The 17,299-nt window shown below is 39.7% G+C and carries 16 protein-coding genes; 9 read left to right on the top strand and 7 right to left on the bottom strand.

The genetic code is table 11. The features are described 5' to 3' along the window. Positions 1–204: 204 nt before the first annotated feature. The 3 genes from macB to ACHB7C_RS09445 all read right to left on the bottom strand — a co-directional run bounded on the left by macB (position 205) and on the right by ACHB7C_RS09445 (position 5,132). Entirely contained in the window at positions 205–2,148 is a 1,944-nt protein-coding gene (gene macB / locus ACHB7C_RS09455; protein ID WP_166686735.1) for a macrolide ABC transporter ATP-binding protein/permease MacB, read from the bottom strand. A gap of 1 nt (position 2,149) precedes the next feature. Beyond that, positions 2,150–3,256 (bottom strand): macrolide transporter subunit MacA, encoded by a 1,107-nt coding sequence (gene macA / locus ACHB7C_RS09450; protein WP_042846520.1) that lies wholly within the window; start codon positions 3,254–3,256, stop codon positions 2,150–2,152. 211 nt (positions 3,257–3,467) lie between these two features. Continuing rightward, a complete protein-coding gene (locus tag ACHB7C_RS09445) occupies positions 3,468–5,132 on the bottom strand; it encodes an ATP-dependent endonuclease (RefSeq protein ID WP_042846521.1) in 1,665 nt (554 codons plus the stop codon). A gap of 391 nt (positions 5,133–5,523) precedes the next feature. Between ACHB7C_RS09445 and ACHB7C_RS09440 the strand changes: the two genes are divergently transcribed. From ACHB7C_RS09440 to artM, 6 genes are all read left to right on the top strand, one after another. Next, positions 5,524–6,423 carry a lysine exporter LysO family protein gene (locus ACHB7C_RS09440; protein ID WP_048606535.1) on the top strand — a complete coding sequence of 300 codons (900 nt, stop codon included), beginning with the start codon at positions 5,524–5,526 and terminating at the stop codon, positions 6,421–6,423. A gap of 51 nt (positions 6,424–6,474) precedes the next feature. Further along, the gene (locus tag ACHB7C_RS09435; RefSeq protein ID WP_042846523.1) at positions 6,475–7,956 is read left to right on the top strand and encodes a DUF2867 domain-containing protein; all 1,482 of its coding nucleotides are present in this window, start codon (positions 6,475–6,477) and stop codon (positions 7,954–7,956) included. 98 nt (positions 7,957–8,054) lie between these two features. Continuing rightward, positions 8,055–8,783 (top strand): arginine ABC transporter ATP-binding protein ArtP, encoded by a 729-nt coding sequence (gene artP / locus ACHB7C_RS09430; RefSeq protein WP_042846524.1) that lies wholly within the window; start codon positions 8,055–8,057, stop codon positions 8,781–8,783. A gap of 18 nt (positions 8,784–8,801) precedes the next feature. Beyond that, the gene (gene artJ / locus ACHB7C_RS09425) at positions 8,802–9,545 is read left to right on the top strand and encodes an arginine ABC transporter substrate-binding protein (protein ID WP_042846525.1); all 744 of its coding nucleotides are present in this window, start codon (positions 8,802–8,804) and stop codon (positions 9,543–9,545) included. Positions 9,546–9,557: 12 nt separating this feature from the next. Then, positions 9,558–10,298, top strand: a complete 741-nt coding sequence (gene artQ, locus ACHB7C_RS09420) for an arginine ABC transporter permease ArtQ (RefSeq protein WP_042846526.1) — start codon at positions 9,558–9,560, stop codon at positions 10,296–10,298. Next, on the top strand, positions 10,295–10,963 hold the full coding sequence (gene artM, locus ACHB7C_RS09415; RefSeq protein ID WP_131680514.1) for an arginine ABC transporter permease ArtM: 669 nt from the start codon (positions 10,295–10,297) through the stop codon (positions 10,961–10,963). The genes artQ and artM overlap by 4 nt, the downstream gene beginning before the upstream one ends. Before the next feature lie 129 nt (positions 10,964–11,092). Here artM and rlmC read toward each other — a convergent pair whose 3' ends face one another. From rlmC to ACHB7C_RS09400, 3 genes are all read right to left on the bottom strand, one after another. Continuing rightward, entirely contained in the window at positions 11,093–12,220 is a 1,128-nt protein-coding gene (rlmC, locus tag ACHB7C_RS09410) for a 23S rRNA (uracil(747)-C(5))-methyltransferase RlmC (protein WP_198861196.1), read from the bottom strand. A 9-nt stretch (positions 12,221–12,229) separates the two neighbouring features. Continuing rightward, positions 12,230–12,748: a YbjN domain-containing protein gene (locus tag ACHB7C_RS09405; RefSeq protein WP_042846530.1), complete on the bottom strand. Its 519-nt coding sequence runs from the start codon at positions 12,746–12,748 to the stop codon at positions 12,230–12,232. 136 nt (positions 12,749–12,884) lie between these two features. Further along, complete coding sequence (locus ACHB7C_RS09400) at positions 12,885–13,211, bottom strand: YbjC family protein (RefSeq protein ID WP_042846531.1); 327 nt, start codon at positions 13,209–13,211, stop codon at positions 12,885–12,887. Positions 13,212–13,370: 159 nt separating this feature from the next. Here ACHB7C_RS09400 and ACHB7C_RS09395 point away from each other — a divergent pair, with 159 nt between their 5' ends. Continuing rightward, on the top strand, positions 13,371–13,634 hold the full coding sequence (locus tag ACHB7C_RS09395; protein WP_042846532.1) for a GrxA family glutaredoxin: 264 nt from the start codon (positions 13,371–13,373) through the stop codon (positions 13,632–13,634). A 246-nt stretch (positions 13,635–13,880) separates the two neighbouring features. Here ACHB7C_RS09395 and ACHB7C_RS09390 read toward each other — a convergent pair whose 3' ends face one another. Then, positions 13,881–14,309, bottom strand: a complete 429-nt coding sequence (locus ACHB7C_RS09390) for a secondary thiamine-phosphate synthase enzyme YjbQ (protein WP_048606528.1) — start codon at positions 14,307–14,309, stop codon at positions 13,881–13,883. Between the two features lie 202 nt (positions 14,310–14,511). Here ACHB7C_RS09390 and ybjG point away from each other — a divergent pair, with 202 nt between their 5' ends. Both ybjG and ACHB7C_RS09380 read left to right on the top strand, forming a co-directional pair. After that, positions 14,512–15,120 (top strand): undecaprenyl-diphosphate phosphatase, encoded by a 609-nt coding sequence (ybjG, locus tag ACHB7C_RS09385; RefSeq protein ID WP_042846534.1) that lies wholly within the window; start codon positions 14,512–14,514, stop codon positions 15,118–15,120. Between the two features lie 850 nt (positions 15,121–15,970). Beyond that, complete coding sequence (locus ACHB7C_RS09380; RefSeq protein WP_042846536.1) at positions 15,971–17,287, top strand: serine/threonine transporter; 1,317 nt, start codon at positions 15,971–15,973, stop codon at positions 17,285–17,287. Positions 17,288–17,299: the final 12 nt, after the last annotated feature.

Genomic DNA, 17,299 nt, shown 5'->3' with positions numbered 1-17,299 from the left:
AACTCGGTTCCATTAAACGGAACTGTAACATGATGTAAATATATTCTTAAATAGGCAAAACTTCAATGCATGAATACCCTACTTATAAGGAAAATGATATCTATATTGATTGGAAAGGTCAGATATTAAACCGCCTTAAAAAACACTAAAGCAATTTCCTCTGTATTGTATAAACCAATACAGAGGAAAATATTAATAGGTTAATTACTCCCTCGCTAATGCATCAATCGGATTTAATCGGGCGGCATTACGTGCGGGTAGAAAGCCAAAAATAACCCCGATCGCTGTTGAACAAGCAAACGCACTCACTAGCGCCATAGGGTCAAAGGAAAAAGTCCAGCCGGGCAATGCCATTTGGGCCAATAAACTGATGCCATAGGACAATCCAATTCCTAGCAGCCCCCCCATTAAGCATACTAAAATGGCCTCAATCAAAAACTGCTGCATGACATCACTGGTCCTTGCACCCACAGCCATACGAATGCCTATTTCACGAGTTCGCTCCGTCACCGAAACAAGCATGATATTCATCACCCCGATCCCCCCGACCACGAGTGAAATGACAGCCACTAAAGTTAGGAATAACTGCATTGTTCTCGTTGTTTTTTCAGCTGCTTTAACAAAAGTATCAAGGTTAAAAGTAAATATATCTTGCTTACCATGACGCAATGTCAGTAAACGAGTTAATTGTTGCTCTACCGTTTTAGCGTCATAACCCTCTTTTACCCGAACCGTGAAACTATCATAATAAGGGCGATTAATAATTTTACTGTTCACTGTGGTATCTGGCAGCCAAATTGATAATGACTTGCTTGAGCCAAAAGCTGATTTTTTCTCTTCAAGCACCCCAATAACGGTAACAGGCATATTACCAACTAACAAAGTTTCGCCCACCACACGCTCTTGCTTAGGGAAAAATCGTCGTTTCGTGTTCGCATCAATCACAACAACTTGCGCACGCCTATCCACCATATCTTGCGTAAAATTCATGCCTTCTGAAAACTTTGACGCATAGACATCAAAATAACCGCGCCCAACACCTAAAAGCTGTGCCGCCGCATCTAAATTTCCCTTTCTTAGGCGAGTCGAACTATTGATTTCTCCTGAAATCGCATACACATAAGGTTGTTTTGCTAAGGCTTCAATATCTGCGGCTTTTAAAGACTGACGATTTTGCGCATCATCACTGCCAAAATCTTCCCCGGGATAAATTGAAATGGTATTAGTTCCAATTGATTTTATATCATTCAAAACCATATCTTGTGCTGCATCACCAATAACCATAATCGATACCACCGAAGCGATACCAATGATGATCCCTAACATTGTCAGCAAAGTACGCATTTTATTGACGACCATTGCACGCCAAGCCATCAATAAAGCTTCACTAAACCGACCATATACCTGACTTAAAGACAGTTTACGGCTAGCAGCTTTTGGTAACGAATTAGTACGAACAGCTGCTACCACCCCCGAATCACGAAGAATTTCACCATCCTTAATCTCAACAACCCGCTCCGCTTGCTCAGCTATTTTTGGGTCGTGGGTGACAATAATTACGGTATGCCCCTGAGCGCAGAGGTCTTTTAAGATTTTCATCACCTCTTCGCCAGAATGGCTATCGAGTGCGCCTGTCGGTTCATCAGCTAAAATGATTTGCCCACCATTCATCAGTGCCCTTGCAATACTGACTCGTTGCTGCTGGCCACCAGAAAGCTGACTAGGACGGTAGTTGATGCGTTCACCTAACCCTAAGCGTTGTAATAATTGTGCAGCCCGTTCGCGGCGCTGTGCCTTCCCTGCTCCCGCATATATAGCGGGGACTTCAACATTTTGCTCTGCACTTAAATGACTCAATAAGTGATAACGTTGAAAAATAAAGCCAAAATGTTCGCGTCGAAGCTCAGCAAGTTGGTCGTTATCTAAGGTGGCAATATTTTGCCCGTCAACGATGTAATCCCCTGACGATGGTTTATCTAAACAACCAATAATATTCATCAGTGTTGATTTACCAGACCCTGATGCCCCAATAATTGCAACCATTTCACCTGCATTAATTTTCAGTGAAACATTTTTCAAGACTGTAGTTTGGTTTTCACCTTCACCGTAACGGCGGGTGATCCCTTGAAGCTCAATTAACGCAGACATTTTAGTTCTCCGTGTCACTGTGCCCAATGATCACTTTGTCACCATCATTTAACCCCTTGACGACCTCCACATACACATCATTACGGCTACCAATCTCAATTTGTTTTTTCTCTGCTTTATCACCTTGCAGAATATCTACCTCATAAGTTTGTGGCGAAATTTGATCTCCCAATGCAGATAGAGGCAATAACAAAACGTTCTTACGTGAGTCTAATTCGATTTTGACCTGTGCCGTCATTTGTAATTTTAATAAATGTTGTGGGTTAGGCACTTCAAACCGCGCATAATAGAAAATAGCATCATTGATTTTTTCAGGTGTCGGCAGTATATCCTTTAGCTGGCCTGAAAATTTTTTATCTGGTGCGCCAAGCACCGTAAAAGATGCCTCTTGCCCTGGCTCTAAGTAAATTACGTCAGCTTCAGAGACTTCAGCTTTCACCAACATAGTATCCAAATCAGCAAGCGTTAAAATGGTTGGTGCCTCTTGGGCTGCGATTACTGTTTGCCCTTGTAATGTTTTAATAAAAGTAACAATACCGTCCATTGGTGCAGTAATTTGCGTGTATTTTAGGTTCGTTTTCGCGGTGTCTAAAGTGGCTTGGTTACGTTTAATTTGCGCTTGATAAGTCGCGACTTGGGCTTTTTTTACTTCAACGTCGGTTTTTGCTTTGTCTAAATCTTGTTGTGCGACCGCTTGTAACTTTGCCAAGCTAACATGACGCTGGTACGTGACTTGTGCCAAACGCAACTCAGCTTGAGCTAAGGAAAGGTTAGCTTCTAACTCGCGAGTCGTTGCTTCGGATTCAATCACATCATTTTGGGCTTTTTTAGGGTCAATAACGGCAAGTAAGTCACCTTTTTTGACGTAATCGCCTTCTTTAACATATAACGTTTGTAGCTGACCACTTACTTGGGCTCCGACATCAACTTTACGTACCGCATCGAGTTTACCTGTAGCGAGAACTTGCTTATCCAAATCGCCTCGAGTGACATCAACGGTCTGAAAAACTTCTGGATCGTTATCATTAAAGAGAAACCCAGCGATACCAGCGGCAACAATAATTATCACCAAATAAAGAGGCCACTTTTTTTTAGGCTTTACCTTCATTTATACCTGCTTCCTATGAACAAAAAGAGGGCTGCGCCCTCTAAAATAACTTACTGTAAGATAACAATAATGTTTCAACTTAACATATTGGCTTAATTCAATATGTTCATAATATATAACTTAAGTTATCAATTGATTAAACACATAGCAGGCTAAACTTTTCCTAGGTTAAATAATCAATCAACAACATACCTATTTTTGTTATCTCAGCTTAATTAGCTTTTCCCCTTGCAAGCCATGCAACACGAGAAAACATATTTTTCAGTTGCAGTGGAATGCTATCAGGCCCTAACTCTGCCGCCCGATTTACGGTGGCTAAGGCTAAATCAGGTTTTGAAGTACGGGAAATCGCTTTAATGATCACCCGTCTGGTTGAGACTTTTGCATTATCAGGAATATCTGCAATTTCATGATATAGGCTTCTGAACCCTTCGCGATATAGGAAATGTTCCATATCTGGAGCGGTTAACATCGTTAGCCTATCCCTATCTGGCGAATTGATTTTATTCGCATAATGCGTTGCAGTAGCGGCATATTTACGCCCCGCTTCATCACCATCCGTCAACACATGCCATTCAATCCCCATTTTATTGGCAAATTTCAACAGCGGCTTCAAGCCACTTTGTGCAAACGCAATAACTTTAATGCCTTCCGTTTCAAAGTAATAATGACATTGGCTTGCAAACTCGCTCATTAGCCAAATTTCAGTTTCCCCTTCAACCAATAACCAACAACGAGCAAAAAGTGCAGATGGCCGGTTAAATCGAATATGGAAAGAGATTTTACGTAACTCTTCAGGGCTTAAATCATTTTGGTTTAAACGATAAGCAGATACTTTATTCGTATTGCGCACCAAACGACACAAATCTTCCAAAGGCGCCAGTGAAAGTAGCTCACCTGAATTGGTTGTCGTGATACGTTGAAGTGAAAACAGGCTAAATAACCCCCAAGCAATAGAGAGCATAATCGGATGTAGTCGAGTTTCAGGGTCTTCAACAATAATCAATGGCCTCGCATGTTTATCTAAGTGAATATTACCTTTGGCTTGTAATAATGAATAAAACATCCCTAAGATAATTAAACGGATATTTCGTTGGTTTGGTTTTGCGATAAGACGATTAATATTGTCCAGTGCTTTCCAACCTTGTTTGCGAGGTTGAATATTTATGAGTGAATTGTCTGTCTTAATAATATGTGCAGTTTGCCCTGAAAAATAATGGCTCAATAATTGCTGCATTGCATCGATACCCGCCCCTAAATCATCATCACTCAGGCGCTCAGGGTTTTTAACTAACGCACTTGTTAATTCCTTAATATGAGCATTAAACATATCCCGCATTTCTTTTTGCCCAGTCACTATTATTTCTGGGTTAATCGACTGTAAGAAACGAGCATCTCGTAAACGGATAACGGGGTACAGCCGAACAATTTCTTTTATGTATTTCCCTACATTATCCAAGGATAATTTATTACCACCTGAATTTAAGAAGCTTTTATCAACCACGACAGTATTGTCATCTTTGAGTTCAGCACTCACTCGGTAAAAAATATGCTTAAGGTCATCACCATTATCGACCCAAACGGAGCTAAGATTATGGAAACGATATGACTGATGCCGGCCTTTACGGCGCTCACAAAATTTTAAAACAATCTGTAATGAACGATAACGTGAATCATCATTCCCTGCTGGGTGATGAAAGTCATGTAAAGTGAATTGATAATCTTTATGTTCGGGGGAGAGAAGAATATCAAGAGCATCAAGTAAACTGGATTTACCCCATGAGTTCTCACCGATTAAAACTGTGCTGTTATTAAGTTCTAAAGACAGCCGGTTAATCCCTCTAAATCCATATATTTCCACACGTTCCAGATACATATCTCTCTCCTTGGAATATTTTTAATTCACTTGGAACCACCAGTACAAGATAGCGCCAATGATTGAGCATACTAAAGGACAATATTTAGAGCTTACCGATTAAGCTTGTTTATTACTATATATATGTACGAGAAATAAAAAATCTTCACAACAAAACAGCTAACTGTATTGAGCATCTAATTGCAGTGTTATAAAATAGTAAAACTTTTATTTTTAGTATTTTTAACTTGCTTTTCGATGAATTAACCAATAAAAAATTTTATGGCGAAAAGCCCTTTTAGTACGGTGCGTTAAATCAGGTTTGTGCTGCGATAACTTAAATAAAGAAAAATAAGCATAACGCCTTGTTTATATTTACCTAGTCGATGGGATAACCTCTAAGGATGCGGCCATGTATTCAGGACTTTTAATTATTCTTCTACCGTTAACTTTCGGTTATCTTATTCCTATAAAAAACAAACAAATACTCCATCGTGTCCATCAATCATTGAACTCAATGGTGTATGTTATTTTATTTTTAATGGGTATTACGCTTGCACTGCTCGAAAACTTAAGTGTTCACTTAATTTCTATTTTAATTTATGCCGTTACCTTCTTTGCCTGTATATTTTTACTAAATGTTATCTCGCTGTTATTGTTAGATAAACTTGACCCGTGGAAAATTCCTCAGCATAAACAAGAAAAACCTCCTTCACGCCTCAAGATGGTATTCGAATCCTTACAGCTCTGCGGTGTACTGCTGTTAGGGTTTGTTGTTGGGCTAACTGGCTTTGATTTTCTACACTATGCAGATAAAGGCAGCCAGTTAGCGTTGATGCTACTGCTTTTATTGGTTGGGATTCAGCTACGTAATAGCGGCATGAGCATCAAGCAAATTTTAATTAACCGCCGAGGCACAACAATTGCCTTCGTGATGGCGGTCAGTGCGTTGGCTGGTGGCGCGCTTGCTGCATTTTTATTAGGTATTCCTGTTAAAATGGGGCTAGCTCTTGCTTCTGGGTTCGGTTGGTATTCCTTAACGGGGATTGTCTTAACCGATGCTTACGGCCCTGTAATGGGAAGTGCAGCATTCTTCAACGACTTAGCTCGCGAACTTGCTGCAATTATGTTGATACCAATGATTATTAACCGTTATCGCTCAACCGCACTGGGTATTTGTGGCTCAACCTCAATGGATTTTACCCTCCCCGTTTTGCAACGTAGCGGTGGGGTGTCTATTGTCCCTGCGGCCATTGTTCATGGCTTCGTACTTAGTCTTATTACGCCAATTCTTATGGCCTTCTTTACATAGGTAAAATTTCAGTCACAATAGCGGTTAATTTGCGTGAAACAGGAAATTAACATGACAGATAAACAACGTGTTTTAGTGTTGGGCGCTAGCGGCTATATTGGGCAAAACCTAATTCCCCAACTGATTGAACAAGGATATGACGTTATTGCTGGGGCTCGTCGTGTTGATTGGATGCTATCTCAAGGTTGGCATGATACCCAATGCATTTATGTTGACCTTCACGACCCCGAAACTTTAAAAGGGGTAATGGAAGATATCGACATTGTTTATTTCCTAGTACACAGCATGGCAGACCAAGCTAATCTGGTTGAGCGGGAACGCGCAGCAGCACGTAATGTACAACAGGCTCTTGAAGGCTCTAATGTTAAGCATATTATCTATCTTAGCGCATTGCAGCACGGCCATACCTATTCACCACACCTTATCGCAAGGCGTTTAACCGGCGATATCTTGCGTGAAAGTCATATCCCTGTGACTGAAATCCGTTCTTCTATTATTGTTGGGCCAGGTTCAGCAGCCTTCGAAATTATGCGGGATATGGTTTATAACTTGGCTATTTTAACCCCACCACGCTGGGTGCGTTCAAAATCATCTCCAATCGCCCTATCCAATATTCTATATTATTTAACACAACTGGCAAAAACGCCGGTAACAGAAAGCCGAATTTTCGATGCAGGCGGCCCTGAATATATAAGCTACCAAGAGCTATTCAAAAGATTTATCAAAGTCAGCGGTAAACGCCGTTTGCTGATCCCTATCCCAATTCCAATTAGTATGATTTCGGTGCATTTTATTAGCCTTATCACCTCAGTACCGCCTTCAATTGCTAAGGAGCTAATCCAAGGCTTACAACATGACCTTCCTGCTGATGATAAAGCACTACGCGAGTTGATCCCTCAAACCTTAATTTCTTTCGATGACGCAGTCAGAGCAACCTTAGCGGAAGAAGCGGATGCCGTCGATAATGCAGATTGGGGATACGACCCTGAAGTTCGCAAGCGTTGGCGACCGGGCTATGGTTTTTATCCAAAACAAGCAGGTGCAACGCTTGGTACCATCGCTAGCAGCGAATCTCTTTGGCATGTCGTTCAACAAATTGGTGGCAAAGATGGTTATTTTTATGCCAACGGCCTTTGGAAAACCCGCGCCATCATGGATGATATGATGTTGAATAAAATTAAATATGGGCGCCCCAATCGCGAAGAGCTGCAACTTGGCGATGAAATAGATGGTTGGCGTGTCATAAACCTTGAACCTAATAAACAACTTAGTTTGCTATTTGGTATGAAGGCACCGGGCCTTGGGCGGCTGACATTTACTATTCATGATAGCGGTAACCGCCGCTCAATTGATGTTAGAGCTTGGTGGCACCCAGCTGGCTTCTGTGGTCTGCTTTATTGGTTTGCCATGATGCCAGCACACTTATTTATTTTTAAAGGTATGGCGAAGCGAATTAGTGAACTGGCTTTTGAACGGGATAAACAACTCGCTAAGCAACAGCCGATAGAGCATCCAACTGAGAAAACAGAATAATTTTAGCGTAAAAACCAAATTTTTATGCATAAATTATTGCATAAATATGCTCATGGGATTAATATCGCAGGTAGTGAAAAAAGATATTATTGGTAAGCATGAGCATTCAATTAAAAAACATCAACTGTTTCTATGGTTCCCATCAGGCTCTCTTTGATATCAATCTAGAGTGTTCTGCAGGTGAGACCATGGTATTACTCGGGCCAAGTGGAGCTGGTAAAAGCTCTTTACTGCGTGTTCTCAATTTATTGGAAATGCCACGTTCTGGCCATTTAAATATTGTCGGTCAGCAATTTGACTTTTCATCGGTACCCGATGCGAAATCTATCCGTGAATTGCGTCAAAATGTCGGCATGGTATTCCAACAATATAACCTGTGGCCTCACTTGAATGTGATGGATAACCTAATTGAAGCCCCTTGCCGTGTATTAAAGTTATCGAAACAAGAAGCACAAAGTAAAGCGGCTAAGCTGTTAGAACGCCTACGTTTATCTCAATTTGCTGACCGCTATCCTTTACATTTATCTGGTGGTCAACAACAACGTGTTGCAATTGCAAGGGCGCTTATGATGGAACCTAAGGTTCTGTTGTTTGATGAACCAACGGCTGCGCTTGACCCTGAAATAACCGCACAGGTTGTCGATATTATCCGCGAATTATCAGCAACAGGCATTACACAAGTTATCGTGACTCATGAAGTAGAAATTGCACGTAAAACCGCTAGCCGTGTAGTGTACATGGAAAACGGTCATATTGTAGAACAAGGAGACGCCAGCCATTTTGCGGCGCCTCAAACTGAAGCATTTGCAAATTATCTGTCACATTAATAGATATAGGATTAAGCAATGAAAAAAATTATATTAGCCGCGCTACTAGGCGCAGTAACCCTATCAGCAACTGCTGCAGAAAAAGAAACCATTCGTTTTGCAACGGAAGCAACTTATGCACCGTTTGAAATGTTTGATAAAAATAACCAAATTGTGGGTTTTGATGTGGATTTAGCCAATGCAATGTGCGAAAAAATGAACGCAACTTGCACATTTACTCACCAATCATTTGATAGTTTAATCCCTAGCTTGAAATTCCGTCGTTTCGAAGCATTGATGGCTGGTATCGATATTACCCCTGAGCGCCAACAACAGGTCGATTTTACTGAAACCTACTACCCTAACTCTGCTGAGTTTATCGCAGTAAAAGAGAAAATCTCTTCGGTTGATCAACTAAAAGACAAAAAAATCGGTGTGCAAAATGGGACAACTCACCAGAAATACATCATGGAACAACATAAAGGGATGACAACCGTTCCTTATGATAACTATCAATCTGCCATTTTAGATTTACAAAATGGCCGTATTGATGCTGTCTTTGGTGACACCGCTGTTGCTGATGAGTGGTTAAAAGCGAAAGGTAATGAAAACCTAACGGCTGTTGGCGAAAAAGTCACTGATCCACAATACTTCGGTATTGGTCTAGGTATTGCTGTTCGTAAAGGAAATAAAGAGCTACTGGATAAAATGAATAAAGCCTTAGCTGAAGTTAAAGCAGACGGCACTTATGATGCTATCCACAAAAAATGGTTTCAACAGTAATTGATATAATTAATGAGCAACTTTCTATTTTTAACAAGTGCCGCCGGTATCACCGTCGGCCTTGCTGTTTCTGCACTGGTTTTAGGGCTGATCCTCGCCATGTTATTTACTGCGTGGGAGTCCGTCCGTTTTAAACCTATTGCCTTTTTAGGGACTTGCTGGGTTACTTTGATCCGTGGTCTACCTGAATTACTGGTCGTGTTGTTTGTCTACTTTGGTACATTACAACTGATCAATTTGCTTGGTGATGGGTTCGATATAAACCTCGGTTTTTGGCAAACCACTATTCAAATTGACCCTAGCATTTTCTTTGCTGATAGCGGTGAATTTGATTACACCCCATTTGTCTGCGGTGTCATTGCCCTCGCCTTGTTATATGCGTCTTATGCATCACAAACATTGAGAGGAGCTTTAAAAGCAGTACCTTATGGTCAGTGGGAAGCCGGTTTTGCATTAGGTTTAAACAAACGCACTATTTTCTTTCGGTTCATTATGCCGCAAATGTGGCGCCATGCACTTCCTGGATTAGGTAACCAATGGCTTGTATTATTAAAAGATACTGCGTTAGTTTCACTCATCAGTGTTAATGATTTAATGCTACAAACAAAAACAATCGTTAATAGAACTCACGAACCTTTCACATGGTACGCCATTGTAGGATTGATTTACCTTGCTATTACGTTAGTCAGTCAAGTTATCTTAAAACGTATTGAATTGCGTACCACTCGCTTTGAGCGAGGTGAATCAAAATGATTGATTTAATTTTAGATATTCTTCCGGGGCTACCAACCAGCTTATCACTGACGTTTAGTGCTCTTATTGTGGCTTTTCTTTTAGCGATATTATTTACTTTAATTCTCTCGCTTAAGACCCCCGTGGTTTCTCAAGCGGTTAAAGTCTATATCACGCTATTTACTGGCACGCCTTTATTGGTACAGTTTTTCTTAATATATAATGGTCCAAGCCAGTTTAAATCGTTGCAGGATTATCCAATGCTCTGGGAGTTTATCTCGACCCCATGGGTATGTGCGATGCTCGCATTAGCACTAAACAGTGCAGCGTATTCCACTTTGTTATTCCATGGTGCAGTTAAAGCCATTCCATCAGGCCAATGGCAGTCGTGCCAAGCCCTCGGGATGAGTAAAATGCAAACCATGCGTATTATTTTGCCTTATGCCTTTAAACGTTCGTTATCGTCCTATTCCAACGAAGTCGTTCTGATTTTCAAAAGTACTTCACTTGCCAGTACGATTACAATGCTAGATGTCATGGGCTACAGCCAATTGATCTTTGGGCAAAGCTGGAATGTCATGGCGTTTGTTGCTGCGGGGATTATTTATTTAGTGGTCAATGCAATTTTAACAGTGCTAATGCGTTTAATCGAGCGTAAGGCTCTAGCCTTCGAACACCGCAATTAACAAATTATAATTCAATTGGTTATATAAAAAGCTTGGGTGCCCACCAAGCTTTTTTATTCTATCGTTCTTCCATTCATATTGATAATGAAACCTTAGCTCAAATATGTACGCATATTATCAACTTAAGTCTTATTTTATTTTTAATAATGTTAATACTTCAAAATGTGCAGTGTGTGGAAATAAATCAAACAGTTGTACCTTACAAACTTGATAGCCAGACAACCACTTCAAATCTTGTGCCATCGTTTTTGCATTACAGCTTGAATAGAGAATATATTCAGGTTGCATATGAGAAAGGTAATCACACAGTGCTTTACCTATTCCTCTACGTGGTGGATTGACTAAAATAAGCTGCGGAATATCCTGATTAGCGGTAGCGAAACGCGTAGAGTCGAGGGCTTTAAATTCAACATATTGTAGCCCTAGTTCATTCGCTGATTGTTGAGCACTGGCAATTGCTGGAGCACTGATTTCAATGCCAGTTAAGCGGGTCTCTTTTTCAGCGCAGTGCAACCCAAAACCCCCAACCCCACAAAACAAATCCCACAAGCTATGAATATTTAATGCTTTTACCCACTCTCTCGCGGTTTGGTATAGCTTAGCTGCAACAACAGGATTAGTTTGGAAAAAACCTTGTGGTCGAATAAACAAAGGAACTTGATTAAACTCCTCACGCAATGTGTGTTGCGGGGTTAAGAAAATCTCTTCCTCGCCTTCGAGTATTGCCATATGTACGGGCTGAATATTTGCCGTAATCACCTCAAGTTGTGGTAATTGCTCTTGTAACCAAGGCAATGCATTTTTGAGCTGAACCAGTTTTTTCTCTGAACGCAGCACAAAGCGCAGCATAAACCTACCCGTGTGTCGGCTTTGTGTTAACAAAAGATATTTCAGTTCCCCACGTTTGCGTTCAATGTTGTACGGCGTGAGCCCTGCTCGAGCGATAAAGGGGGAAAGCACACTAAAGATATCTGAAAATGAGGCGGGGTATAATGGGCAATCCGTTAGGTCGACACCGACCCCATTTTCTCCGATAATCCCGAAAATTGGCCTTTCAACACTCCCACTAACCACCATTTTCGCTTTATTACGAAAAGCGACTTGTAAGCCAGTGACGGGGGGTTGAAACTTAATAGCCTCAATTTCTGGTAATAACGCCTGTAGTTGCCCCTGCTTTGCAGCAATTTGTTGTTCTGGTGTCAGTTCTAACCATTGACACGAGCAACATGCGCCCGTGAGGTATTTTTCACAATGCATAACAAAAAGTTAGTGAAGGATTATGGAAGGTTTATCATCATCAGGAGAAAACTCCGACTCATCTTCAGCAGAGCCGTCATCCTCACTAAAATCACCTTGATTGGCATACAAGAGATTATTACTAAAGATTTCATAAACAATAGCAGAAATTTGGTCTTCTGCTTGCTGCACAAAAAGGCAAAACTGTCGGTAAGTCATTCCTGCTTCTAAGGAAAATGATTGACTCACAACGAGTTTAGGTAAGTTTTCATCGTTAATTTCAAGAAAAACTTTAGCTGTTAATGAACTGGCATTGATTTGGCTGATATTCGCCACAAGCGTCACAATAGCCGTTGGTTTCAACTCGGCTAATGCAGACAGTACCAAAACATTATTTAAAATATCGAGCTTCGCATCAAAAATACCCTCTATGTTTTGCATATGAGGTAAATGCAATGCTGCGCAGGAATCACACTCGAAATAAGAGGTTTTGAGTTGGTCTAGCCATTCACGTAACTTTGTGATGTCAGGGTAACAAATAGAATCCATGGGCAATAAACCTTCTTCAACTCAAAATAATCATGCAATATCGGTTTGTTAGAGCCTTGATTTCACCTCTAACAGAAAAGCGAATAATTTTCACACATTGTAAGCCGAAACGCTAGCGAAACCACGTTTTTTATGGCTATTCATCGTGTTTATCATCAAAAGATTCTGGTTTTTGGCTGTGCTTTTTGGTCGATTGTTTATTATCAATCCCTAAAAAACTTAAACTATGGATAGCGCGCCAAATAATATGAATGACAGCAGGAACTAAACAGCCAATCCCAACCATAATAATCGCAATTATTACCCCTTGCTGCATTAAAGGTTCAGGTAATGTCATATAATCATTTAATGTCAGTAAAACGATTATCAGGAGTATAATTCCCACACCTTCTAATACCAAAATAGGTTTGGGCATATCCGCTAATGAGCGCATAGTCCCTTTAGATTCCGGTTTGTTACTCATTATAGTTACCTTTCCACTGTTACATCGCTATCATACTCTCTCGATTATATGTCATACCTATAGGTATAACAGGAAAATTCGACTTTTATTTCACAATTTATGTAGGCATAGTATTGAATATTGCGATTAAAATTCGAGTTCAAGATAAAAGGAGATACTATGTATACTGTTATTTTTGGTCGCCCTGGCTGCCCCTATTGTGTTCGTGCGAAAGAACTTGCTGAAAAACTGAAAAATGAACGTGACGATTTTGACTACCGTTATGTCGATATCCAAGCTGAAGGCATTTCTAAAGAAGATCTGTCTAAAACTGTCGGTAAACCTGTTGAAACTGTGCCACAAATTTTTATTGATGAAACTCATATCGGCGGTTGCACTGATTTTGAAGCTTATGCAAAAGAAAATTTGGATCTATACAAATAATTAGCCCCTCAGATTTCTCTACTCAACAAGCAAAGTGGTTCACTTATTGACAAGTACTCACACTTTGCTTGTTCTTTTTGTGCTATTTCATTTAAATTTCATAAAAAAGTGCATTTTTTTTCATCTGCCTGAGAACTTTCTTTTTTAGATGGGGTCTTAATTTATGCCACTGCTTTTCTTTGATGTCCCCATATTGAGGAGCCCGATAGCCAACTCTATGTTTTCATGCTATCGGGTTTTTTGTTTCTAATCAGCAAGTTCCCCTTGTAATGTAATAATTAACCTGCGTTTTCCGCCGTAATTACGATGTTCACACAAGTAGATCCCCTGCCATGTTCCAAGATTTAAGCGCCCTTTTGTCACAGGGATAGTCAAACTAGCTCCTAATAAACTACTTTTAAGGTGCGCAGGCATATCATCACTTCCTTCATAAGTATGCTTAAAATAAGGTTCATTTTCCGGCACTGCTTTATTAAAGAAACGCTCAAAATCTTCTCTAACGGTATAATCTGCATTCTCATTGACTGTCAAAGAGGCAGATGTATGCTGAATAAAAATATTCACTAAACCAATATCGATTAAACTTAGTTCAGGCAATTGCTGAAGGATCTCCTCTGTGACTAAATGGAATCCCCTTTGTTTTGCATTGAGCTGTATTTCTTTTTGCCACCACACGATTTTTCCCCTTCCTCAACGACGCGAAAACACTTTACCGCGTTAAATAATCATTGAGTAATTGTTTAACCGCAAGTAAATTTGTCGCACAACGCTTTCAATAATAAGACAAAGGGACTTTACCTGCTAAGTCGGAAACTTTAATCTCTCCCTCTTACATGTTTGCTCTGTCTTATTTACTAACTGTCCGAGGTACTGAACTGTGCTGGAACAACTGAATCTTGATCTTTTCAATTTGATCAATGCCACACCAGAGACCGCGAGTGGAACCATTGCGCTAGCCAATGTTATTGCCAAGCGCTTAATCCTTATTTTTCCACTTTTTACTGTTGCCTGTTGGTTCTGGGGTGCCCAGCCAAATATGACCCGCCAACGTGCTTTTGCATGCAAAGCAGCGATTGCTATTGTTGTAGGTTTAGCCATTTCTTGGTTAATTGGCTATATTGCCCCACACGATCGCCCATTTGTCATGGGAATTGGAACAAACTTCTCAGATCATGAAGCCACACCATCATTTCCAAGCAACCATGGCACCATTGTCTTTACTTTCGCCTTTGCCTTCCTTTTCTGGCTAAGAACTTGGGTGGGGTTAGTGATGATGATACCGGCTATCGTGATTGCGTGGTCACGCATTTACCTAGGTGTCCATTGGCCTTTAGATATGGCAGGTGCCTTTATATTAGCAATTGTTGCCTGTGGAATCGCACAGGTTATCTGGTCTATTGGTGCAAATAAAATCCAAGAACCTATAACCCGGCTTTATAGTTTAATTTTTGGTTCTCTTATTCGCAAAGGTTGGTTCCAACCATAGTCATTAAAAAGTACTGGTGTTAATTAATACCAGTACTTTTATTCATTTTAGAAATTGAGCTAAATCAAAGTTTCTGCTTATTTTCTTCCTCTTCTTTAAAATTATTTTTAAGTATTAAACATAATTATTAAAACAATTAATTAACAAATATTTTGTTACGCTTTTTAATTATTTTTTTCGACGCAAAAAAAGTCACAAAAAATGACATGAAAATATCTATAAATAATTAATATATGATTTTACTCCCAACAAATTACCCTCTGGTTAATCACTCACTAAACCATTCCAAGAAATAAAAATATAATGTTAAATAACAACACATTACATAAGACAAAAGTCTAATTTATTGCCCTAGCATTAGAGTAAAACTTCATACTTAGATTAGCGTGGATTATATTTCAATCAGTTTAATGCTGATTATTAATATAATAATGTTTTTCCAGCAGAATTTAATTCTGTTTGTATTTAGCTTATTTAGAATTCATTAAATCAATATATAAACGTTTTAAAAAATAAACCTAACGCAAATTTTATTAACAATTTTATAAAATATAATGATTCCTTGCAAACTTGGTGGATATTTCTCTTTTGAGAGAATGATCACGGTACTTTATTCTGTTAAACTATAGATTCACACACTCAAAAACCATTTTTAAAATTTACTGATAAATTTACAAAACTGATTGAAGATAAAATTAGTATTACTTTTAGTTTTATTTCTAATCAGATTGTTACGTAAAAGAAAACGATTGTTATTTAGTAATTGTTCGTACCAAAAGATTAAAACGTCGTAACGCATTTGAACGTTACGCTTAAATGATTTTTTTGACTTTTATTTTCGGAGACTATTATGGATGCAACAAAAGTTGGTTCCATCGACAAAACAGCCTCGCAAACAGTAAACAGCAATGCTTGGCGCAAAACTGACACAGTATGGATGCTGGGTTTATATGGTACAGCTATCGGTGCTGGAGTACTGTTTTTGCCAATCAACGCAGGTATGAGCGGCTTATTACCTGTTTTATTGATGCTAGTTTTAGCCTTCCCTATGACGTTCTTTGCTCATCGCGGTTTAACTCGGTTCGTTCTTTCTGGTTCGAAACCTGACACAGATATTACTGGTGTTGTAGAAGAACACTTTGGTCGTACAGCAGGCAACTGGATCACCCTACTTTATTTCTTCGCGATCTACCCTATTTTGCTGGTTTATGGTGTATCTATCACCAATAACGTGAATAAATTCCTAACCGAATTATTAGGTGTTGGCGCGCCACCTCGCTGGTTACTTGCCTTGATCCTTGTTGGTGGTGTAATGGCGATTGTTGCTTTTGGTGAAAAATACATAGTCAAAGTCATGAGTATGCTGGTTTTCCCATTTATCGCTGTATTAGTTGCCTTTTCTTTGTATATGATCCCTCATTGGAGTGGGGATGTACTGAATACATTAACCTTTGAAGGCATCACTGAAGCCACTAAAAATACAGGTGGGCAAAGTATTTGGATCACTATTTGGTTAACAATCCCAGTGATGGTGTTTGCATTTAACCATTCTCCTATCATCTCGGCTTTCTCTGTCGCAAAACGCGAAGAATATGGCGATGCAGCGGAAAAAAAATGTTCACGTATTCTTGCTTCTGCACATGTTTTGATGGTTTTGACTGTCATGTTCTTCGTCATTAGTTGTGTGTTTACTTTATCTTCAGCAGACCTAGCACAGGCGAAAGCACAAAATATCAGTATTCTTGACTATTTATCTGGCTACTTCGATCAACCATTCATCAAATACGCAGCTGCAATTATTGCATTCATCGCAATTATTAAATCTTTCCTAGGGCACTATCTAGGTGCTCGTGAAGGTTTCAATGGCCTAGTTGAACGTGCTTATCGTGCAAAGGGTAAAACCGTTGATGTTCGTAAGCTAAACCGTGGTACCGCAATCTTCATGCTAGTCACTACATGGATAGTTGCAACATTAAACCCTGGCGTACTGGATATCATCGAAAGCCTCGGTGGGCCTGTTATCGCCATCTTATTGTTCCTGATGCCAATGTATGCCATCAACAAAGTGCCTGCAATGCGCAAATATGCCGATAAAATCAGTAATGTATTTATCGTAATTATGGGTCTAGTCGCTATCTCTGCGGCAATATATAAGTTATTCTTCTAATTGAAGCTACCA

It is taken from the genome of Providencia sp. 2024EL-00732, assembly GCF_044006275.1.
Taxonomy (GTDB): domain Bacteria; phylum Pseudomonadota; class Gammaproteobacteria; order Enterobacterales; family Enterobacteriaceae; genus Providencia; species Providencia huashanensis.
Note: the sequence above shows the minus strand (reverse complement) of the source record. Positions and strands in the feature narration are given on the sequence as shown.